Consider the following 23356-nt stretch of genomic DNA (forward strand, 5'->3'; position numbering starts at 1 on the left):
TTAATGCTCCCTATATAAATTATTCTGTTCTATATACTCCATGACCTTATTAGGCATAAAGAAATCTACTCTTTTTCCCCTTATTATTCTTTCTCTAATCATAGAAGAAGAAATGTCCAAATTACTTATATCTAATAAAATTACATTTGAATTATATTTATCTTGTAACTTTTTCTTTTGTCTTTCAAGGGTTTCTTTAGTGTACTCCCCTCTATTGAAAGCTACAAATGTACAATTACTTAATACTAACTCTGGATTTTTCCACTTTTCTATATCCATTAAAGAATCAGCTCCAGCAATGAAGAAGACTTCAATATCTTCTTCATCACCTTTTAAATATTTTAAAGTTTCATAAGTATAACTATATCCTTGCTTCTGTATTTCATAATCACTAATTTCAAAGCCTGAATAATCTTTTATAGCCATCTTAACCATATCATATCTATAGTTAGAATCTATTACTGGACTTTCTTTTTTATGTGGTGGATTTCCTGCAACCATAAATATAACTTTATCTAAATTTAAAGTTTCTTTAGCTTCATATGCAATATATAAATGTGCTAAATGTATGGGGTTAAATGTTCCACCCATCATACCATATCGTTTCATAGTTACTTATTTTTTCCTTGAGGTAATTCTATTTTAGGTTTCTTTTCAGATCTCTTATATAGTACAATCTTGCTTCCTATAGCTTGAACTCCTTCACATCCTATAGCTTTGCATATTTCATCAGAAACCTCTCTAGCAGCTAATCCACTATTTTCTAAAACCTTTATTTTTATAAGTTCTCTAGCTTCTAAAGCTTCTTCTAATTGTCTTAAAAATGTTTCTTCAACACCATTTTTACCTATTTGGAATATTGGCGTAATTGTATTTGCAAGCCCTCTTAAATAAGCTCTTTGTTTTCCTGTTATCATGTACCTTACTCCTCCTATAATATGTACTCGAATTCGAAGTCATTTAATCTAACCATGTCTCCGTCTTGTACTCCCATCTCTCTAATTTGTTGTAATACTCCCTTATTATTAAGTACCTTATGGAAGTATCTTAATGAGTCTGCATCATGAATGTTTACAGATGCAAGTAATCTATCAACAAATGATCCTGTAACAACATATGTGTTGTACTCTTCGCCTTCTTCAACGTTGATTTCATATGTAAATCTCTTTTCTTCTTCAACGTATCTTTCTTCTTCTGGTATTTCTAAATCCATTAATGGAATTTCTGTTAACATCTTACCAGCTTCCTTAATAACTTCATCAACACCAGCTTTAGTTGCTGCTGACATCTTAAATACTTTATCAAATCCTAATTCATTAACTTTCTTCTTAAAGTCTTCAAATACTTCTTCATCATAAAGCATATCAGCCTTATTAGCTACAACAATTTGTGGTCTATCCCAAAGCTTTACAGAATATTTCTTAAGTTCTTCATTTATCTTAACAAAGTCTTCGAAAGCATCTCTACCTTCAACACCTGATATATCAACAACATGTATTAATAATCTTGTTCTTTCTATATGTCTTAAGAAATCAAGTCCTAATCCTACACCTTCAGCTGCCCCTTCAATTATTCCAGGAATATCAGCCATAACAAATGAATTAATTCCTTCAGCTTTAACAACTCCTAAATTTGGCTTTAAAGTTGTAAAGTGATAATTTGCTATTTTAGGCTTAGCTGCCGTAACAGTTGATAATAAAGTTGACTTTCCTACATTAGGGAATCCAACTAATCCAACGTCTGCAAGTAATTTTAATTCAAGCATTAAAGTTCTTTCTTCTGCTGGCATACCTGGCTCTGCAAAGTGTGGTGCCTGTCTTGTTGGTGTACAGAACTTGCAGTTTCCTTTACCACCTTTACCACCTCTTGCAATAACATATGTGTCATCCTTATGAGAAAGGTCAGCAATAACTTTATTACTTTCAAAATCTCTAATAATAGTTCCCATTGGAACTCTTATGTATAAATCTTCTCCATCTTTACCATAGCATTTAGAACCTGAACCATTTCCTCCAGATTCAGCTATAAACTTTTTCTTATATTTGAAGTCTAAAAGTGTTGTTAATCCAGTATCTACTGTAAATATAACACTACCACCTTTTCCTCCATCTCCTCCATCTGGACCTCCTAGTGGAACATATTTTTCTCTTCTAAATGTAACAGCACCATTTCCACCGGCACCTGATCTAACTAATATCTTGGCTCTATCTATAAACATAGTTACTATCCTCCTTGTAACTTTCTAATGTTAAACATAAGAATCCTATTTTTTATTATTCCATAACATATATATTTTATAATAGTATATATAAAATATATATTTATTACAAGAATAAAAGCACCCTTACGGGTGCTTTTACCTATATAAAATATAATTATTCAGCTATTTCTTCAACGCTTACTGGGTAAACAGAAACTTTTTTCTTGTCTCTTCCCATTCTTTCGAATTTTACGATTCCGTCTTCCTTAGCAAATAAAGTGTCATCTCCACCCTTACCTACGTTTAGACCTGGGTGAATCTTAGTTCCTCTTTGTCTGTAAAGGATGTTTCCAGCTAAAACGAATTCTCCGTCTGCAGCCTTAGCACCTAATCTCTTAGATTCAGAATCTCTACCATTCTTTGAACTACCTACCCCTTTCTTGTGGGCAAATAATTGAAGGTTCATCATTAACATACTCATTACACCTCCTCGAATTTTATTTTTATATATTTATTCCGTCTATTTTTACCAAAACTAGCTTCCAGGGACATCATTAAACTTTCTAAACTTTTTTCAAAGGTTAAAAGTAATACTTGCCCTTTCTCAATATCTTCTTCCTTAAGATCATTTAAGTTTAATGATAAAAATCCATCATTTATTTCATACTTTATTGGAAGTTTTAGTACTTCCTGCATGCCTATTACAACACTTTGAGATAATACTGAAACACTATTACATATCATATCATATGCATCACCTGTAGTGCTTTCAATTTCTTCTCTTGATAAAGCATGACCTTCTATCTTAAATCCGAGAGATATATGTTTTCGCTTAAATATAATAACCTTAATCATAACTTAAAATTAAGCTTCGATTTTTTCGATTACTAATTTAGTGTAAGGTTGTCTGTGACCAGTCTTCTTTCTGTAGTCCTTCTTTGGCTTATACTTGAAAACTGTGATTTTCTTAGCTTTTCCTTGAGCTGCTACCTTAGCAACAACTTTAGCTCCAGCAACTACTGGTGCACCAACTGTTAAAGTTTCTCCGTTAGAAACAGCTAAAACCTCTGTTAATTCTACTGTTGATTCAACTTCAGCGTTTAATTTTTCAACGTATATTACGTCTCCTTCTTGAACTCTGTATTGTTTTCCTCCAGTTAATACTACTGCGTACATTAAAACACCTCCTCTTAAACGGTCTCGCCAATGTAGGTACAAAGATTTAACTTTGTTTTTATTAAAACCCGTTATGTGCGGTTTACATATGACATTCTATCATATAAAAATACATTTTGTAAAGAAGTTTATTACACTTTTTCAATTGTTTTTATCTTGTACTTTTGGTAATTTTCTTTTTGATTAGAGAATATAAGAGGTTCAACCCTATACCCCTCTATATCCTCAACGAAATTTAAATAAATTTCTTTATCTAATCCATCAATATTTTTCAAAAATTTAAATAGATCTCCCTTTATATCCTCTTCATAATTTTTATCTATCTCAACATAAAAATCATTTATAGAGTTCTCATTTGAACACTTTATAATTTCATTTCTAATAAGAGTTTCAATGTAAGATAATCTTAAAAGAAATCCATTACTTTTACATTTTCGGCAAGGCTCTTCTAAATACTCATAAATAGATTTACCTTTTCTTTTTCTACTTATTTGAATTAAATCAAGCTCTGTAAAAGGAAAAACCCTAACATTTCCCTTATCTACTTCTAATGCTTTTTTAAGTTCCTTAAGTACAGGTATTTTTTGTTTTTCATCTCTCATATCAATGAAATCAACAACTATAATTCCACTTAAATTTCTTAATCTAATTTGTCTTCCTACTTCTTTTGCAGCCTCTAAATTAGTTTGCATTATAGTTTTATTAAAATCTCTACCTTTTGTATTTTTTCCACTATTAACATCTATTACATACATAGCTTCTGTTTTATCTATTACAATATATCCACCACAAGGTATATTAACCTTTTTATGTCTTAATTTAATTATTTCTTTTTCTATTCCACTATAATCAAATAAAGTTCTTGTACCCTCATAAAGTTTAAATTCAACATTGCTATGATTGTTAACTAAACCCTTTACTATTTCTAAAAATTCTTCATCATCTACAACAATTTTAGTTTTTCTATTATCAAGCTCTTCTAAAAACCTTGTAATTAAGCTATTTGATTTAATCTTACCTATATTTTTAGAATATTTAAGTTTTCTTTCCATATCATCTTTTTTATTTAAAAGATAATTTAGTTCTTCATTCAACTCTTCATTTGTTGCAGATTCAGCATCTGTTCTAAATACAATCCCAATTCCTCTAATTGGATTTATAAGAGTAGTTAATCTTCTTCTTTGCTCTACATCACAAATTCGTTTTGATAAAGTTATTCCTTCATCTCCTAATGTTAAAACAATAAACTTACCTAGTATAGTAACTTTATTGCTAACTTTAGCCCCTTTGTTTCCTAAAGGCTCCTTTAAGACTTCTACTAATAACTCCTGACCTTTTTTTATTCCAACTCTTTTTAGTTCTTCACTATAATACATATAAGCTTCTTTTTCTAAGCCTATATCTAAAAACACAGAGTTAATTCCAGGAATTATATTCTTAACTCTAGCTTTATACACTTCTCCAATTTGTGGATTAATGGAGTCCTCTTCTACAAGGCACTCCATTAATTCATCCTGTTCTTTTACTGCAATTCTAATCAAACTTTCCCTTTTTTCAATGAAAATTTCTCTCATATCAAAACTACCTTAAATCCCCTTATATAAAGGAACATATTTATTATTTTTTAATATATACATTTCTTCTCTTTTTATATTTACAAAAGAATCTACATTAACTTCTGATATTTTACCTTTTAAATACGTTACTAAAAGATCTGCAGAAAGATTTTCTCTACTACCTGTTGCTATTAATGTATTTAAAACTAGTTCATTATCTTTTATCCAATACTTAAACTCTTTAACAAAAGGTTTTATATCAGTAAGTTTTTCACCTTTTTTAGTTTTCTTAACTATTTCCCATTTAGATTCATTTAAAGTCTTCATCATTTCTTCTTCAACTTTAGAAGTTCCATTAAGTTTTACTTTAATTATATATCTTGCACCATCTAAAAGCGCCATAGCTTGTGGCAATCTCTTAACATTCTCTACTATTTCAACAGGTGTTGCATGTAAAAATTTAATTGTTGGAGGAGCACTAGCATTTAATTTTTCTATAACTTCTCCTACTCCAAGAGATTCTGTTAAAACTAAATCTAAATATTCACCATCAGAATAAACTCCAACTGAAAGTGGTTGTGCTATTGATAAAGACATATGTGGATTAAAACCTTTTGAATATTCAACTGGTAATCCTGATCTTTTTATTATTCTTTGAATAGTTCTCATTAAATCTAAATGCCCAATAAATTTAATGTTCTCGCCTTTAGTAAATTTAATTACGTATCGCACCTTCAAAACACTTCCCTTCTTTAAAGTTTACGTTTATTCCACATCCTGTACAACCTTCTAAACAATTCTTAGTAAGCTCAGCTTTTTTCGCCTTCTCATTTTCTCTTTCAAGATATTTTCTATTAACTCCTATATCTATGAAATCCCATGGAAGTATTTCTTCATAACTTCTATCTCTATATACATAGAAATCTGGATCTAAATTACATTCAGCCATAGCTTCGTTCCATATATCCATATTGAAGTATTCTGACCATCCATCAAATTTAGCACCCTTTTCAAATGCCTTTATTAAAACATCACAAGTTCTTCTATCACCTCTTGCAAATACAGCTTCCATAAATGAAGTTTCTTGCTCATGATAGTTATAAACTATACTTCTTGATTTTATAGCTCCTCTAACAGCTTTAATTCTTTCATCAACTATTTCTGGTCTAGCCATTGGAGCCCATTGGAATGGAGTAAATGGCTTTGGAACTAATATAGATGTACTTACTGTAATTTTTAATCCTTTATTTCTAACATTCTTTGGAATTCCAAAGTAAACATCAGCCATTTTTTCTGCTAATTCACCAATTCCTGCTGCATCTTCTGTTGTTTCATAAGGTAATCCTAATATGAAGTATAATTTAATAGTACTCCATCCTGATTCAAAAGCGCTCTTAGCAGCTTCTAAAATTCTTTCTTCAGTTAACCCTTTATTTATTATGTCTCTCATTCTTTGAGAACCAGCTTCTGGAGCAAAAGTTAACCCAGTTTTTCTAACCTTTTGAATCTCTTTAATTAAATCTACTGAAAAAGCATCGACTCTTATTGATGGAAGGGCTATACCTACCTTATCTCCTTCATGTTCTAAAATTAAACTTGATATTAAATTTTGTATATTAGAGTAGTCACAAATACTTAAAGAAGCTAATGATACCTCATTATATCCAGTAGCCTTAAGAGCTTTCCTAGCTTGTTCTAATAAAGTATTTGTAGTTTTTTCTCTAACAGGTCTATAAATCATTCCTGCTTGACAGAATCTACAACCATTAGTACATCCTCTAGCTGTTTCTAAAACAACTCTATCATGAACTATTTCAGTATAAGGAACTATCATTTCATCTGGAAATGCTACTGAATCAAAATCATTAACTATTCTCTTTTTGATCTTAGCCGGAACATCTTCGTATTTAGGCTTAAACTCTTTTATAGTTCCATCTTCGTTGTATGTAACATCATAGAGACTTGGAACATAAATTCCACCTATCTTTGATATTTCTCTTAAGAATTCCTTTTTATTAACTTTTCCATTAGCTTTATGTCTCGCATAAACCTCTAAAACATCGTTCATCATTTCTTCACCTTCACCAATTTCGAAGAAATCTACGATATCATATAAAGGTTCTGGATTATATGCACAAGGACCTCCAGCCATAATTATTGGTTCATCCTCGCCTCTTTCACTTGCTCTTATAGTTATTCCTGACATATCAAGCATATTTAATATATTTGTATAACTCATTTCATATTGAAGAGTAAATCCTAACATATCAAATTTATCTAATGAAGTTTTAGTTTCTAAAGAAAATAACTTTATATTATTTTCTCTCATTAACCCTTCCATATCTGGCCATGGTGTAAATACTCTTTCACAATATGTATCTTTTCTTTCATTTATAGTATGATATAAAATTCTTGTTCCTAAGTGAGACATACCAACTTCATATACATCTGGAAAACAAAATGCAAATCTTATATTAACATCCTCTGGATTTTTTATAACTTGATTTAATTCTCCACCTACATATCTAGATGGCTTTTCTACCTTACATAAAATATCATCAGTTATTTTATTCATAAGTACCCTCCTTTAATTTAGTGAAAAGTTACAAGTGACAAGTTATAAGTTTAGGAAAAAATTATATTTTAGAAACTCCCATTGGAGTTTCATCCTTAACTTCCCACTTGTCACTTGCCACTTGCCACTTGTCATTGTCTATCTGATATTCTAGCATATTAATCATAAAAAAGTAAACTAATTCAAAGCCTCGTTTCTCATATCAAAATATTCCTCTAATGTAATATTTCCATAAAGTTTTAAAGCTTCTATTAGTTCATCTTCATGCATTATAAATAAAAGCCTTAAATCATCATCTAGCACATAAAAAGAATTAAATCTATTTTTATCTATTATTGCCATAACATTAGCTAAACCTAATTTGTAGTATACTGATATACTCTTATTTTCAATATATTTATTTCTTAATAGCTTGTTTCTTTTCACAAATATATTTCCCATTAATATATACATTGCTGATTTTTTTTCGCTTTTAGTTATTAAATAAATCATTATAGCTGCAACAATCAAACTAACATTTAGGCTTTTACTATATATAAATACAATTAAAGCAATAGTAATGAGCCCTATTGCAATCATATAACTTATTTTAGAAATTATATCGTTAGCCTTTTTATACAATATTTTTTCTGATAATATAATTTCTAATATTCTAGAACCATCTAAAGGATATGCTGGAAGAATATTAAAACACATTAAACTTAAATTAATATTAATTATTTTATCTATAATGCTATTATTAATTATTAAACCAACAAGAAAAAATATACATACAATGGCTAGATTCATACATGGCCCTGCTAAATATATTTGAATTTTTTCCTTCCTAGATAATTCATCAATATTTATAAACTCAGCATTTGTACCATATATATGAATTTTAAAATTATTGAATTTACAGCCATTTCTTTTAGCTATAATTATATGAGATATTTCATGAAGAAATATACTTATAAATGCTAAAATAATTGATTTATTTAAACTAAGAAGTATAAAAAATAATATAATTTCAGCTAAAACACTTTTTTTCCATCTATCCATTTATAGCTCCTTTATAGGTTTACATTCTATTAATAACCACCTTCCTATTAGGATTTTTTATTTTTAAAAATCAGCTTTTCCTCCATTTAAGCTTGTTTTTATGTAATTATTTATCTTATTTAATATCTCTGAAATATTAAAGGATTCAATATTCTCATTCTCAATACTATAGGTTGTATCATTAATTACTGCTTTTACATTTTTATAAGAATCCTGTTCACTTGGAGAATATTTCAAATAAAAAGCTGCCATAAACATAAATATAACAACAACTAATTGATAAATAAAAACATTAACCATACTTGAAAAAAACTCTTTATTCCCTCTCTTTTGAATTTCATTTCCATACACTTCGTCAAATGAACTTCTTCTATAAACTGGAGAGGTATTTCTTCTAGAATTCTTACTTTGTAATTCTTGATAGTATCTTTTGTATTGATAATTATAATTACTCATTCTTTCCTCCTAAAAAATTGCTTATTAGATTATATTTTCATAATTAAAAAAATATGCAATATATTGCATTTACAATATATTGCATATTTAACTCATTTAAAAATTCAATTTTTTTCGTCTCATTCCTATGTTAAGAACTAATCCTAAAGAAAGAATAGTTGTGGCCAAAGAACTTCCACCATAGCTAACTAATGGTAATGTTATACCTGTAATAGGCATTAATCCTATAGTCATTCCAATATTTTGCCATATTGCAAACAAGAAATACGCAATCATTCCCGTTGTTAATATAGTTCCAAATAAGTCCTTTGCTGTCCGTGCTATATTAATCATTCTTGATATAAGTAATCCATATAAGGCTAGCAAACAAATAGCTCCAAAAGTACCCCATTGCTGACATATTTGACTAAAAATGAAGTCTGTTTGTATCTCTGGAACATATTGCGATGCATATCCACCTGTTCCATCATTGGCTAATGAATCAAGAGTTCCAAAGAATCCTCCTGAACCAATTGCTATAAGAGACTGTCTTAAGTGGTAGCCTGACCCTGATGTATCCGTTTCAGGATTTCTGAAGGATGTTATTCTTCTCTTTTGATAATCTTGTATCAACCCTGAATTCCACACCAATACAATACCTACTATTAACGCTCCTAATCCACCTAAAATTATTCTTTTATCTAATCCACCTATAAAGAAAACACCTAAAACCATGAAGAACAATACCATTGTCATTCCCATATCTGGTTGAATTACTATCAGCCCTACTGGTATTATTGCATAAAAAGCTAGTACAAGGAAGTTTTTTAAATTGTTTATTTCTCCATCCATATCTTCTAACTTTTTACCCATCATCATGACAGTTGCGATCTTTGCTAATTCAGCTGGCTGAAATGATAAAGGTCCTAACCTTATCCATCCTTGAGCACCATTAATAGTTGAACCTATTATTAAAACTAAAACTAACAATGCAATTGATGTCCAATAAAAGATCGGTGTAAATGCTTTAATTATTGAATAATCTATTGCCAATACAAAATACAATAATATTATTGCTCCAACAAAAAATAGTGATTGTTTTAATGGGAATATCATTCCACCAGTAGATACTTTTTTAGCAAGATATATATTAAGTATACCGAACATTGTTATCAATAATATAGATATAAACATTAATATATCTACTTTTTTTAGATTCTTTAAATTCATTTTAAACTTTGATAAAGGTATCATACTTTTACCTCCTTGAATTTATACTTACTTATTATATCCTATTTCATGCTTTTTCTCCATAAATAATTATATTACTACATATAAAATTCATAAACTTTTAAGAATTACTAATTTTATAAGCTACATTTTATTTTATATATATTCTCTAATACTTATACTAAGTATTAACTTATTAAACAATACAATTTACTATATTATAATTTTTTCAAAAACTATTATCTCAATATTAAAAGAGACTGTTATTCTTTTTAACAGTCTCTTTATATTATCTATTTCTTATATTTTTTATTGGAATATTTGCAATTAACGCTGGTGAACTTTCTCCTTCAATATCATCACTTCTATTTAAAGATATCTCTACATCGTTAGCATCAATCTCTATATACTTAGAAATAACTTCTAGTATTTCTCTTCTTATCTTATCTAAAGTTTCAGGAGCTAAATCACCTCTATCATGAATAAGTATTAACTTTAATCTATCTTTAGCGACTTCTTTTGGTGTAGTTTTGTTAGAAAATACCCTTAATAAATCCATACCGCCTTTATCCCCCTAGTTTTTCTTAAAAATCTTTCTTATAGCTGAAAAGAATCCTGTAGATTCTGTTCCTAATTTTAATAAAGGAACCTCTTCACCTGTAATTCTTTTAGCTATGTTTCTAAACGCTTGACCTGACAAAGCTTTTTCATCTAAAACTATAGGTTCACCTTTATTAGTTGAAACAGTTATACTTCTATCATCAGGTACAACACCTAATAGCTTAACAGATAAAGTTTCTATAATATCTGATACGTCAAGCATATCTCCTCTTTTTGTCATTTCATAGTTTAATCTATTAACTATAACAGCATGATCTTCTAATCCTTTTGCATCTAATTTTCCTATTACTCTATCAGCATCTCTAACTGAAGTAATTTCTGGATTAACCACTACTATAGCTCTATCTGCACCAACAACAGAATTTTCAAATCCTTGTTCAATTCCAGCTGGTGAATCAATTAACACATAGTCAAACTCCTCTTTAAGCTTATTAACTAAATCAAACATATCTTGTGCTCTTATATCATCTTTATCCTTTGTTTGAGCTGTTGGCAATAAACAAAGATTAGTATATCTCTTATCTTTTATCAATGCTTGCTTTAATCTACATCTATTTTCAATTATATCTATTATCGTGTAAACTATTCTATTTTCTAATCCCATTAGTACATCAAGATTTCTTAATCCAGTATCTCCATCAACTACCACAACTTTTTTCCCTAATGCTGCTAATGCAGTTCCTAAATTTGCAGTTGTTGTAGTCTTTCCAACTCCACCCTTTCCTGATGTAACAACAATCGAAATTCCCATGTAAATCCCTCCACTTTAGTAAATATATTTATTTGGCAAATATGGTTCTACTACTATATAACCATCCTTTATTTTTGCAACCTCTGGATAAGATGGCTTTAATCCATCATCTGGTGATATAGTTAATATATCTGAAATTTGCATTAATTCAGGTTGCATAAAAAATGCGGCTATTATAGATTTTTTATTTCCTCCAGTACCAGCTCTCACATGTCCTTTAATACTTCCAAGAACTATAATATTACCTCCGGCAGAAACTTCCGCTCCACTATTAATATCTCCTATTATAATAATATTACCAGGGTAATCAACAGACTGTCCACCCCTTATTGTTTTCTTGATAAATTTAGTTTTTCCTTCATTAACTCCATTAAAAGTTTTAAAAGAATTATTTTCTTTAACTTTATTAATATCATCAAAAATACAATCTTTTATATCTATCTTTTGAAATAATTCTTCCTTCAATCTAATTATTTCAGAGTTCTCAATATGCTTAAGATTAGATGTTATTTTTAGTATCGAATTTTTGTAAAAGCCCTTGTTCTTTGATAAACTAGATACTAATACTTCTAACATATCATCAAAACATACAAACTTCTCCATATCTATTATAATATTTACACCATCTTTATCGCCTTTTATTTGTATTCTTTCATCCTTCATTGGCCATCCTCCACCAATTAAAAACTCAATTTACTTTTAATTATATCATATAACTACAATTAAAAACATAATCTCATTAAAAGTATTGTAATTTTTCTACAAATTATCACTTATTTTACCAATACATGCATTACTAATTATAATTTAACAACTCTTCTAAGTAAATAATATCTTTTTAAATAATTTAAATTTTAATATAAAAATAAGAGAAGCCATTATTAAACTTCTCTTATTTTTATTATATTTATTCAGTTTGTTGCTCTTGCTGTGTTTCTTCTTGTTGTACTTCCCCTTGAGCTTCCTGTTGTTGATTTTGTTCTTCAGCTTCTTGATTATTATCCGCTGGCGCTTCAGAAACATACTTTTTGAACGTTTCTGAAGTTGCTGCATAATTAGGATTAATAGTTAATAATTCATCTTTAAAGAAAGCTTCATATATAGCTTTATGAACATACGCACTATTTGCCCCTCTATTACCATCATATATAGTTGAGAATATAGCTATTTGTGGATTATCCATTGGTGCAAAACTTATATAGTTTGCATATGCCTTTCTTCCTTGGAATTCGTACTGCTCTGAAGTTCCAAAGTCAGCTGTCCCTGTCTTACCACAAACTTCAATAGGGAAATTAGCAAATAATTGATAGGCTGTTCCATTAGAAGGTGAAGTATTAACTCTTCTCATACCTTCTTTAATTGCCTGTAATATATCTTCATCTATTGGATTACTTTCTATTACTTCTGGCTTAAATTCTTGAATAACTTCCCCTGTAGGTGATGTTACTTTATCAACTATAGAAACCTTATAACGAGTACCTCCATTTGCTAAAGTAGCCATATAGTTAGCCATTTGTAATGGAGTAAATGCATTCATACTTTGACCAATAGCATCTTGTACTAAGTTAATAGGTGATTTTATTTCTGAAGTTTGATTTGTTATAGTAAAGTAAGCAATTGCATTTGCTACTGTTTTTGCCTGAGCATCAATATCTACTTTTTTATTATTAGCAGCTTCATAGTTAGCCACATTTTCTTTATATTTATCAGATATTTCCATTATCTTTTTAACAGTACTAAGTATACTTTTAGCATATTCATCTTGACTAGTGATTTGATCATCAGTACCAACCTTAAGTAATGTTTCTTTAATATTATTTTTTAAACTAGTTTTTAGCTCCTTTAATTCATCTGAATCAGTACTTACATCACTTATATCAAATGGTACAAATGTAAATCCATAATATACTCCTTCTTCAAGTGCTGGAACTAGACTATACTTTGCATTTGTTGCAAGGCTATTTCTCCACGAAACAAAATTATATGTTTGCCCGAAATTCTCATATATTTGAATTCCTGTAGAAGCTGTTTTACCTTGTTCTGCTCCTAAACCAAATCTCCAAGCATAACGAGCTAAAGAGTTAAGAGCATCTATATTAGCACCATTTTTAACATATAATCTTATAGCTGTTTCATAGAAGAAATAGTTAGATGATACTTCAAGAGCTTTTCTTACATCTGTAATTCCATGACCTGTCTTTTGGAAGTTTTCAAGTACTTGTTTACCTGTATATTCACTACTCCAAAGTCCTACGTCATTAACTGTATCATTTTCAGTTATAGCACCATCAGTTAAACCAGCAACGGCTGTTAATGGTTTAAATGTAGACCCTGGAGGCACTAACCCTTGTGTTGCATAATTAAGCATAGATCTTGGATATAAGTCATACTTGTCTTCTCTAACACCATCTTCATTTACAGGGAAAAGTTCATCTAAAGTTCCCTTCGCACCTGTACTTTGAATATGCTGTGTTCCGAATGATTCATAGTCAGGGTTAAAGTATTCATTATATTTTTCTGTGCTTAATTCACTAGGAATAGCAAAATCATTTGGATCAAAATCTGGATAGCTTGCCATAGCAAGAACTCTTCCTGTATTAACTTCTATAGCAACAACAGCTCCCCTTGTAGCACTACTTAACCCTTCTGACTGCAATTTAAGAATTTGGTCTTTTAATGCCTCTTGAGCAGCATACTGCACATCCTTATTTATTGTTAAATGTACATTATTACCTGGATAAGATTCTAACTTAAACAATTCTTCTGTTGTTCTACCTTGAGAATTTACCTTTACAGTAGTTCCACCTTTTGTTCCCTTTAACTGCTCTTCAAATGCTGACTCTATTCCTGATACACCAATTAAATCAGTAGATGTATCATATCCTCTTAACTCATAACTCTCTTTTTGAGAACTACTTATTGAAGATACATATCCTACAACAGCTGATGCAAGTGTACCATATGGATAATATCTAACAGGTTTTAAACTAACATTAATTCCTGGTAAATCATTTAATTGTTGATACACAATAAAGGCAGTATCTCTTTTTATATTACTTGCTATTGTTATATTAGAATATCCACTAAAACTTCCCATCTTTATAGCATCTTTTATAACTATATATCTTCTTATTTGTTGTATAGAGTATTCCTTTAATAAGTCATCTAATATTTCTTTACCAGTTGCATCCTTATATTTTTTAGCTAATTCACTAGCTTGTTCCGAAGTATAGTTTTCTGGCAACAATAACTTATATAGATCATATGATTTTACAAGATAATAAAAAGTATCTTCTGCTGATATTTCCATAAGTGCATCATTAACTTCATTTATCTCTTCATCAGTATAATCGCCTTCTTTATCACCAAATTTTTCTTTCTCTATATCTTCATTTAACCCTCTATCTCTTTTAAATCTTATTTCAAGTGTTCTTTTACTAGATTCACTATCTGTTTTAAAATCAAAATATATATTTCCACTGTCATCAACTTTAAGTGCTAAATCATCTTGAAAGCTTTCACCATTGTCTTCTAGTATTTTAAAAACTTTATCCATGGTGGTATAGAATGCCTTAGTTGAATCTACAGTTTCCATATAAGTTAAAGTATAAGTTTGCTTATTAGTTGCTATAACATTTCCTTCACTATCATATATATTTCCTCTTGGAGCCTCTTCTGAAATAAATTTAGTAGAGCTTACATCAGCTTTTTCTTTATAATCATCATATTTGTATACTTGAAGATATAATAGCTTGGCAACAATAGTTCCCATCATTATAAACATAATTATATACAAAACAGAATATCTGGAATTCTCCTTATTTTTTTTAGGTTTATTAACTATCATTTAAACCTCCATGTATTCCTATCTAGATATTTATCTAAAGTTTTTAAAATTAAAGTATAGAAAAGCATCATACAAATAGCATTTAATACACATGAAATTAATGCTACAGGTATGTTAATAGTTTGAGAAAATAGTTTAAATATAATTACTACTCCTAAAACCTTTAATAATGAAATACCTAAAGCTGTCAAAACTGGTACTAGTCTATTTTCCTTAAATATACTTTCTCCTATTTTTGCACATAAAAGACATAAAAGCATATTTAAAAATAAATTTACCCCAAAACCAGAAAAGAAAAATATATCTTGTAAAAATCCGCTTACTATTCCCATAAAAATAGCTTTTTCTTTACCTTCAATAATTGAATAAGCCATAGCGAAGGTAAATAATAAACTTGGGAATGAGCCGTGTATTGAGTAGTAAGGCAATAAAGTATTATCAATAATTAATAAGACTATTAATATAATTATTAAATATAATTTCTTCATACTTCTACTCCCCAATATTAATTTCTTCTTTTGGAACTACCACAAATAATCCCTCTAACTTATTAAAGTCTACATATGGCTTTACAACTGCTTTCTTCATAATTCCAACAGTATCAACCTCTACTGAAACTACTTCACCAATTCTAATTTCTTTTGGATACATTCCCCCAAGTCCAGAAGTTAAAATTACGTCACCTTCCTTTATTTCAGAATCAATCGGAATATTTGACAGTACAGTTAAATTTTTATTTTTGCTATCTGTAGCTCCTTGTAATATCCCTGTTGTCTCTCTAGTACTTTCTACCATAGAAGCCACTGCAATATTTTCATTTAATATAGTTTGAACAATTGAATAACTACTTTCAGACTTTGTAACTTTTCCAACTAATCCTTGTGGAGTTATTACTATCATGTCCTTTTTTACTCCATCATTAGTTCCTTTATCAATTACATATCCGTTAGAAATATTTCCTCCACTATATCCAACTATATTGCATCCTAAATAATTATAATTTTGGTTAGCTTGAGAATAATCAAACATTTCTCTTAATGTTGTATTTTCATCTTTCATTCTATTATATTCAACTAACTTATTTTCTAATTCTGCATTTTTTGCTGCAAGTTCTTCATTTTCTTGCTTTACTTTTGAAAAATTAATAAAAAAATCAAAAGATTCTTTTAGCTTATCATTTGCATTATAAATTATTTTTTGTAATGGACTAATAACACTACCTACACCACTAGAGATAACACTTGAATTGCTTTTTAAACTGAAAATAATTATGCCTAAAAAGGCAACTGACAGTACCACTATAGTTACTGCCAGTTTGTTTTTAAAAGGTTTCATTATTGACCTCTTTGAGTTTTGCTTAATTCATCAAAATTCTCTAGTGCTTTTCCTGCTCCTAAAACAACACAATCTAATGGTGTTTCAGCAATATGAACAGGCATGTTTGTTTCGTGGTTTATTAACTTGTCTAGCCCTTTTAATAATGCTCCGCCTCCAGCTAACATTATTCCTTTTTCCATTATATCAGCTGATAATTCTGGTGGAGTCTTTTCCAATGTAGTTTTTATTGATTCAATAATTGAATATACTGGCTCTTTTAATGCTTCTCTTATTTGATCTTCTGTTATTGTAACTATCTTTGGAAGCCCTGTTATCATATCTCTTCCTTTAATATCCATAGAAGCATTTTCATCATCTATCTTATAGGCTGATCCTAATTCCATTTTTATTTGCTCAGCTGTTCTTTCACCAATCATTAAGCTAAATTCTTTTTTAACGTATGCTATTATCGCTTGGTCTAACTCATCTCCAGCAACTCTTAATGACTTACTAGTTACTATTCCTCCTAATGAAATAATAGCTACTTCAGTAGTTCCTCCACCGATATCAACTATCATACTTCCTGTAGGCTCACCAACTGGAAGTCCAGCTCCAATAGCCGCTGCCATTGGCTCTTCCATTAAAACAACATCTCTTGCTCCAGCAAATTTTGCTGCTTCTTCAATAGCTCTTCTTTCTACTTCTGTTACTCCTGATGGATAACATACTATTATTCTTGGACTTGTAAAGGCACTCTTGCTTGTTACTTTTTCTATTAGTTTTTTAAGCATAGTTTGTGCAACATCAAAATCAGCAATAACTCCATCTTTAAGTGGTCTTATTGCAACTATATTCCCAGGTGTTCTACCTATCATAAGCTTTGCTTCTTGACCAACTGCTAGAGGCTTTCTTGTATTACTATTTATTGCTACAACTGAAGGTTCGCTTAACACAATCCCTTTTCCTTTAACGAAAACAAGTGTGTTAGCTGTTCCTAAATCTATTCCCATATCTTTATTACTACTGAAAAATCCCATATGAATTCCCCTTTCAATTATATAATTCCTTTTTCCTTTAAACTAACATATTTATTATCACCAATAATAATATGATCTAACAATTCAATGCCCATAATATTTCCACATTCCTTTAGTCTAAGAGTTATATTAATATCCTCTTTACTTGGACTAGGATCTCCTGATGGGTGATTGTGACAAACTATTATACTTGCACTTCCTCTATGAACTGCTTCTTTAAAAACTTCTCTTGGATGAACTATAGATGAGTTCAATGTTCCTTTAAATACATCTTTAGTTCCTATTACAATATTCTTAGTATTTAATAGTATTAATTTAAATACTTCTTGTTTAAAATTGCTCATTTCATTAATTAATAATGTTGAAACATCTTTAGGTGACGAAATTTTAAAACTTTCTCTTTGAGATTTTAAAGTTCTAAACCTATTGAACATCTCTATCATAGCAATTATCTGACAAGCCTTTACTTTCTTAATACCTTTGATTTTACTTGCTTCTTCAAAACTTACATTTAAAAGCCCGTCTAAACCATCTAGCTCAATTAGTATTCTTTTACTTAAAGCTATGACGTTTTCTCCTTTTGTACCTGTTCTTAATAATATAGCTAACAGTTCTTCGTTACTTAAACTTTCTACTCCAAATTGAAGTAATTTTTCAACTGGTCTTTCGTTTAATGGTATATCACTTACTCTTATATTTTCTGCCATAAGCACTCCTTTTAAGTAATAATATCCATCCCCCAATTATAAAATTTCTTTTATCATTTTGTTTAGTAAGTTTAATGGTAATCCAACTACATTATAGTAACATCCATTTATCCTTTTAACAAAAACCCCACCGAAGCCTTGTATTCCGTAGGCACCAGCCTTATCCAAACATTCTTCAGTTTCTATGTACTTCCATATTTCCTCATCCGAAAGCTCTGAAAAATAAACCTCTGTATATAGACATTCACTTTTTATCACTTTTGTAGTATTATTAATAACTGTAACTCCAGAATATACTCTATGCACATTATTACTTAGCGCTTTGAGCATTCTAAAAGCATCATTTTTATCCTTTGGCTTTCCAAGAACTTTATTATCTATAACAACTATAGTATCAGCTCCTATTATTATAGAATCTTTACTACAATTTAACGCTACTGATTTAGCTTTCCCTTCTGACAATATTTTAACATACTTTTCAATGTCATTATTAACTTGTACTGAATCTTCATCAAAATCACTAACTCTAACTTCAAAATCTCTTACTATCCTAGATAATAACTCTTTTCTACGCTCTGAAGCAGATGCCAATATAAACTTCAAAATATCACATCCTACAGTCATTTATTAAGTATTATTCCCAATTTAACGTTAGTCTTACACCTGACTTTAAAATTTAATTTAAAACACAATAAAAAAGAGGTAAATTCTTGTCACCTATCTTTATTTCTAATATAGTTTATCACTTAATAGGTATTCAAACAAGCATTTTCCTCTTTTTATATATGAATTTTTTGTAGAATATTCTATAAAATTTTCTTAATTTTTAATGTAATTTTTTACATTTATTGATATATATTTATGTGTTTTTTATTTATTAAAGTTTAATAAAATTTTATATAAATATTGCATCTCATTAGAAACATCTTCCTTCTTTATTTCCGTTCCTAATTCATTAATATGTTTTTTTAGATCAGATAAAACTTCATATTTATCTCCATCCTTTATATCATCTAACTTTCCAACCCATTCTTTAAAATCTGTAGTATCTACTGATTTTACATCATCTTTAAATGCAGTATCCAATATTTCTAAATAACCATCATAAATTCCAGCTATTTGATTTTCAATAGAATTTCCACCATTAAGATTAAATTCAACTTTAGCACACTCAATACCACTTGCAGTTAATTTATCCATAACAGCTTGCCCCTCGTCTTCTGAATAAACGCCAGCTAAAACCTTAAATTTATCTGCATCATTATATATAAAAGCTCCATATCCATTAGCTATCTTATTAAATATTTCTTTTGCATTATCTTCTTGTGCAAAGTATCCACATTGAATCGCCATAAAACTAGTATTAATAGTTCCTTGTGTAGCTTCTGAAGATTTATCATTATCTACTACTTCAGCAGCATTTACTTGAGTATCTGCCTCTCCCTCTGAAACTTCATTACTTACATTCTCCGAATTATCAGTTTGAACCTGTTCATTTTTATTACTAGCATCAGCTGTACTCGCATTATTCAATGGTAAAAAGTGAATTATAATATTAGCAAGTAATACTCCTACTATTATTACAAATACGCTCATACCAATAAATGATAGAATAAATTTCAAAATATCATTATTTTTCTTTTTCTTATAGTTATATCTTGTATACCTCACTTTCTCATCCTCCCACTCATTAACTTATTATGTTTTTTACTTACTACATTACAATATATTCATTAATACTCACTTATATACATAATAAAAATAACTTTTCTTTATAAAAAAAACGAAGACATTACATCTTCGTTTTTTACTAACTATTTAATTTCCTTAAGTATTGCTTTTAAATATTCATAACAGTTTCTTACTGATGAAATACTCATATGCTCATCTGGAGTATGTACATCATAAAGATTTGGTCCAAAGCTTATCATATCAAGATTACCTAATTTTTCATTAAATAATCCACATTCAACACCTGCATGAATTGCAACTATCTTTGCTTCATTTCCATAAAGATCCTTATGAACCTTTTGGCAAATTTCTCTTATTTTTGAATCTGGGTTATATTCCCATCCTGGATAATCTGATGTAGTCGTAAATTCTCCACCAAAAAGCTCAACTATAGTTTTACTTCTTAAAACTATTTCTTCTTTTAATGATGGTACAGAACTTCTTATTGCTGAATCAAATTCTACAGTAGTATCATTAGTAGTTAAAACTCCTAGATTAGTTGAACTTTCTACTAGTCCATCTATTTCTACGCTCTTTGAGTTTATTCCATTTGGATATAGATATAATAAATCTACAACCTTTTTAGTAGATTCATCTGTAAATTCTTTTTCCTCTTTATCAGCAATTGATGAAACCTCAATTTTTAATCCTGAATCTTGAGTTCTTAATTCATTACCTATAATATCATTCCAGTTTTTTATTACATCTATAACTGTATTTTCATCACTAGAATTAATAGTTATAACAGCTTCAGCTTCTCTTGGAATAGCATTATTCTTAGAACCACCATTTAAATTAACAACATTAAAGTTAACTTCTCTTGATAGTCCCTTAAGAACTCTACCTAGAATTTTATTTGAATTTCCTCTTTCCTTAATTATATCCATACCAGAGTGACCACCTTTAAGTCCTGATACGTTTATTTTTACTAACTTTTTATCTTTAATATCTTGTTTTTCTATATTAATAGTTGCTGTACTTCTTATTCCACCAGCACAGCTTACTAAAAGATACCCTTCTTCTTCATTATCTAAATTTATTAATATTTTACCATCAATATGTTCCTTATTGATAGCCATTGCACCAGACATTCCTGTTTCTTCATCTGTAGTAATTAATACTTCTATTGGCGGATGTGGAATATCCTTTGAAGCTAATATTGCCATAGCATAAGCAACTGCAATACCATTATCAGCTCCTAATGTTGTATCTGTTGCATATATATAATCATCTACTATTCTTAATTTTAATGGATCTTTTTCAAAATCATGCTCTACACCATTATTTTTTTCACAAACCATATCCATATGACCTTGAATAATAACAGTTGGTGCATTTTCATACCCTTCAGTTCCCGGCTTTTTTATTATAACATTTAATGCCTCATCTTGAATTGATTCAAGACCTAAGCTTTTACCGAAATTTAATAAATAATCACTTATTCCTTTCTCATTTCCTGATCCTCTTGGAATATTTGAAATTGCCTCAAAATACTCAAAAACTTCTTTTGGTTCTAAATTTTGTAAAATCTTCATTTTTAAGTCTCCTTACTGTTTAATTATGTTAAAATAATTATATATTAATTAGTTTATCATATCTATATAGCAGTCAAATTTATTCTATATAATTTTTATTTTAATTAAAGTAAGATGGTTTTATGCAAAAGACTAAAATGATTTTTACATCGGACCTGCAAGCGATAATGAAACAATATTAACTGAATTTATTAATGATGGTGTAAAATTAAAGGCCGGTTAGCATTTCACATTTATATGTGATAAAGAAATATTAGGATAAAATAGAAAAGATTTAGAGAAAAAATAAAAGAGGAAAGTTAAGAGATAAGCTGAATTCACACCTTATCTCTTTCCTCTTATCTCTTAATTAGAATAAATCTTTGAATAAATCTCCTAATGTAACATCATCATCGTTATCATTATATTGTAAATACTCATTTGATCTTTCAACTGCATCTTTAATGCTTAAAGAAATTCTCTTGTTTTCTTTGTTAACATCAAGAACTTTAACTTTAACCATTTGTCCTATTTCAAGAACATCGGAAGGCTTAGCTATGTTTTCATCTGTAATTTCATTTATATGAACTAATCCTTCAACTCCAGGAAATAACTCTACAAATGCTCCAAATGACATAAACTTAACTACTTTACCTTCTATTACATCACCAGTTTTTATATCATCAGCATGAACTTTCCAAGGTTCTTTATCTACATCCTTTAATATTAAAGACACTCTTTCATGCTCTGCATCCACATCACCAACAAATACAGTAACCTTGTCTCCAACATTTACTACATCTTCAACTCTTTTAACTCTTTCCCAAGCTAAATCATTGATATGAATTAGTCCAGTAATTCCACCAATATCTACAATAGCTCCAACTTTAATAATCTTCTTAACTGTACCTTCTCTTTTTTCACCGCTCTTTACAGCCTTCCAAAGTTCTTTTTTCTTAGTTTGGTAAGCCTCTTCTTCTAATACTCTTCTAGAAGCAACAACTTTTCTATTTCTTAAATCTAATTCTGTTAACTTAACTTCAATTTCTTTTCCTAATAAAGTACTTAATTCAATTCTTTCTCTTGAAGCTAATGATGCTGGAATAAACACTCTGATTGATCCATAGTAAGCAACTAATCCACCCTTAACTTCTTCTTTTACTAATACCTTTATAACTTCTTCATTTTTAAAAGCCTTTTTTAAATCTTCCTTTTCAGTTATTTGTAATGCTCTTAATCTTGAAAGTTGAACATATCCTTCACCATCATTAGGTGAAATAACGTATACATCTAATGTATCTCCTGGCTTAACAACTTCTAATGGAGAAATATCCCCTACTACTAATTCTTCCTTTGTTATTACCCCATCAAATGCATAGTTCATGTTAACTGTAGCTTCTTTTTCATTAACATCTATAATTTGACCTTTTAATATATCTCCTGAATTAATTCTCTTAACATCAAATTCCTTTAAAAGATCTCCCATTGAATTTTCATTTAATTCAACTGACATAGTATCCACTCCTTTGTAAAAACATCTCATATTTAATTTTAAGTCACCAGTAAATTTTATACAAGTAAAACAATAAAAAAGCTACTTTAGAAGAAGTAGCTTTAA

24 protein-coding genes are annotated in these 23356 nt (G+C 29.2%); all 24 read right to left on the bottom strand.

From position 1 onward, the window contains the following. The 24 genes from nadD to rpsA all read right to left on the bottom strand — a co-directional run bounded on the left by nadD (position 1) and on the right by rpsA (position 23251). Positions 1 to 609 (bottom strand): nicotinate-nucleotide adenylyltransferase, encoded by a 609-nt coding sequence (nadD, locus tag EJJ37_RS02500; RefSeq protein ID WP_133014018.1) that lies wholly within the window; start codon positions 607 to 609, stop codon positions 1 to 3. Between the two features lie 2 nt (positions 610 to 611). Beyond that, the gene (gene yhbY, locus EJJ37_RS02505; RefSeq protein WP_133014019.1) at positions 612 to 917 is read right to left on the bottom strand and encodes a ribosome assembly RNA-binding protein YhbY; all 306 of its coding nucleotides are present in this window, start codon (positions 915 to 917) and stop codon (positions 612 to 614) included. Positions 918 to 931: 14 nt separating this feature from the next. Further along, positions 932 to 2218 carry a GTPase ObgE gene (gene obgE / locus EJJ37_RS02510; protein WP_133014020.1) on the bottom strand — a complete coding sequence of 429 codons (1287 nt, stop codon included), beginning with the start codon at positions 2216 to 2218 and terminating at the stop codon, positions 932 to 934. 157 nt (positions 2219 to 2375) lie between these two features. After that, entirely contained in the window at positions 2376 to 2675 is a 300-nt protein-coding gene (gene rpmA / locus EJJ37_RS02515) for a 50S ribosomal protein L27 (RefSeq protein WP_133014122.1), read from the bottom strand. A 5-nt stretch (positions 2676 to 2680) separates the two neighbouring features. Further along, the gene (locus EJJ37_RS02520; protein ID WP_133014021.1) at positions 2681 to 3055 is read right to left on the bottom strand and encodes a ribosomal-processing cysteine protease Prp; all 375 of its coding nucleotides are present in this window, start codon (positions 3053 to 3055) and stop codon (positions 2681 to 2683) included. A 9-nt stretch (positions 3056 to 3064) separates the two neighbouring features. Beyond that, positions 3065 to 3376, bottom strand: a complete 312-nt coding sequence (gene rplU / locus EJJ37_RS02525) for a 50S ribosomal protein L21 (RefSeq protein WP_133014022.1) — start codon at positions 3374 to 3376, stop codon at positions 3065 to 3067. Between the two features lie 131 nt (positions 3377 to 3507). Further along, the gene (locus EJJ37_RS02530) at positions 3508 to 4950 is read right to left on the bottom strand and encodes a ribonuclease E/G (RefSeq protein WP_133014023.1); all 1443 of its coding nucleotides are present in this window, start codon (positions 4948 to 4950) and stop codon (positions 3508 to 3510) included. A gap of 12 nt (positions 4951 to 4962) precedes the next feature. Further along, entirely contained in the window at positions 4963 to 5664 is a 702-nt protein-coding gene (locus EJJ37_RS02535; RefSeq protein WP_133014123.1) for a TIGR03936 family radical SAM-associated protein, read from the bottom strand. Continuing rightward, positions 5648 to 7507, bottom strand: a complete 1860-nt coding sequence (locus EJJ37_RS02540) for a TIGR03960 family B12-binding radical SAM protein (protein ID WP_133014024.1) — start codon at positions 7505 to 7507, stop codon at positions 5648 to 5650. Before EJJ37_RS02540 ends, EJJ37_RS02535 begins: the two co-directional genes overlap by 17 nt. Positions 7508 to 7684: 177 nt before the next feature. Then, positions 7685 to 8548: a site-2 protease family protein gene (locus EJJ37_RS02545; RefSeq protein WP_133014025.1), complete on the bottom strand. Its 864-nt coding sequence runs from the start codon at positions 8546 to 8548 to the stop codon at positions 7685 to 7687. A 63-nt stretch (positions 8549 to 8611) separates the two neighbouring features. After that, the gene (locus EJJ37_RS02550; protein WP_133014026.1) at positions 8612 to 9004 is read right to left on the bottom strand and encodes a hypothetical protein; all 393 of its coding nucleotides are present in this window, start codon (positions 9002 to 9004) and stop codon (positions 8612 to 8614) included. 96 nt (positions 9005 to 9100) lie between these two features. Beyond that, positions 9101 to 10237 (bottom strand): rod shape-determining protein RodA, encoded by a 1137-nt coding sequence (gene rodA / locus EJJ37_RS02555; protein ID WP_133014027.1) that lies wholly within the window; start codon positions 10235 to 10237, stop codon positions 9101 to 9103. 265 nt (positions 10238 to 10502) lie between these two features. Next, complete coding sequence (gene minE / locus EJJ37_RS02560) at positions 10503 to 10772, bottom strand: cell division topological specificity factor MinE (RefSeq protein ID WP_133014028.1); 270 nt, start codon at positions 10770 to 10772, stop codon at positions 10503 to 10505. A gap of 15 nt (positions 10773 to 10787) precedes the next feature. After that, positions 10788 to 11585, bottom strand: coding sequence for a septum site-determining protein MinD (minD, locus tag EJJ37_RS02565; protein WP_133014029.1), 798 nt, complete (start codon positions 11583 to 11585; stop codon positions 10788 to 10790). Between the two features lie 15 nt (positions 11586 to 11600). Beyond that, positions 11601 to 12248: a septum site-determining protein MinC gene (gene minC / locus EJJ37_RS02570; protein ID WP_133014030.1), complete on the bottom strand. Its 648-nt coding sequence runs from the start codon at positions 12246 to 12248 to the stop codon at positions 11601 to 11603. A gap of 244 nt (positions 12249 to 12492) precedes the next feature. Further along, positions 12493 to 15432, bottom strand: a complete 2940-nt coding sequence (locus tag EJJ37_RS02575; RefSeq protein WP_133014031.1) for a penicillin-binding transpeptidase domain-containing protein — start codon at positions 15430 to 15432, stop codon at positions 12493 to 12495. Continuing rightward, positions 15429 to 15920 (bottom strand): rod shape-determining protein MreD, encoded by a 492-nt coding sequence (gene mreD / locus EJJ37_RS02580; protein ID WP_133014032.1) that lies wholly within the window; start codon positions 15918 to 15920, stop codon positions 15429 to 15431. The genes EJJ37_RS02575 and mreD overlap by 4 nt, the downstream gene beginning before the upstream one ends. Before the next feature lie 4 nt (positions 15921 to 15924). Beyond that, positions 15925 to 16767, bottom strand: a complete 843-nt coding sequence (gene mreC, locus EJJ37_RS02585; RefSeq protein ID WP_133014033.1) for a rod shape-determining protein MreC — start codon at positions 16765 to 16767, stop codon at positions 15925 to 15927. Further along, entirely contained in the window at positions 16767 to 17786 is a 1020-nt protein-coding gene (locus EJJ37_RS02590) for a rod shape-determining protein (protein ID WP_133014034.1), read from the bottom strand. Before EJJ37_RS02590 ends, mreC begins: the two co-directional genes overlap by 1 nt. Before the next feature lie 17 nt (positions 17787 to 17803). Beyond that, positions 17804 to 18493, bottom strand: a complete 690-nt coding sequence (radC, locus tag EJJ37_RS02595) for a RadC family protein (protein ID WP_133014035.1) — start codon at positions 18491 to 18493, stop codon at positions 17804 to 17806. Positions 18494 to 18529: 36 nt separating this feature from the next. Then, the gene (locus tag EJJ37_RS02600) at positions 18530 to 19096 is read right to left on the bottom strand and encodes a Maf-like protein (protein ID WP_133014036.1); all 567 of its coding nucleotides are present in this window, start codon (positions 19094 to 19096) and stop codon (positions 18530 to 18532) included. Between the two features lie 267 nt (positions 19097 to 19363). Next, positions 19364 to 20164 carry an SPOR domain-containing protein gene (locus EJJ37_RS02605; RefSeq protein ID WP_133014037.1) on the bottom strand — a complete coding sequence of 267 codons (801 nt, stop codon included), beginning with the start codon at positions 20162 to 20164 and terminating at the stop codon, positions 19364 to 19366. A gap of 143 nt (positions 20165 to 20307) precedes the next feature. Continuing rightward, on the bottom strand, positions 20308 to 21759 hold the full coding sequence (locus tag EJJ37_RS02610; protein WP_133014038.1) for an aminoacyl-histidine dipeptidase: 1452 nt from the start codon (positions 21757 to 21759) through the stop codon (positions 20308 to 20310). Positions 21760 to 22108: 349 nt separating this feature from the next. After that, positions 22109 to 23251, bottom strand: coding sequence for a 30S ribosomal protein S1 (gene rpsA / locus EJJ37_RS02615; protein WP_133014039.1), 1143 nt, complete (start codon positions 23249 to 23251; stop codon positions 22109 to 22111). Positions 23252 to 23356: the final 105 nt, after the last annotated feature.

The organism is Clostridium cuniculi, from assembly GCF_004353185.1.
Classification (GTDB): Bacteria; Bacillota; Clostridia; order Clostridiales; family Clostridiaceae; genus Clostridium; species Clostridium cuniculi.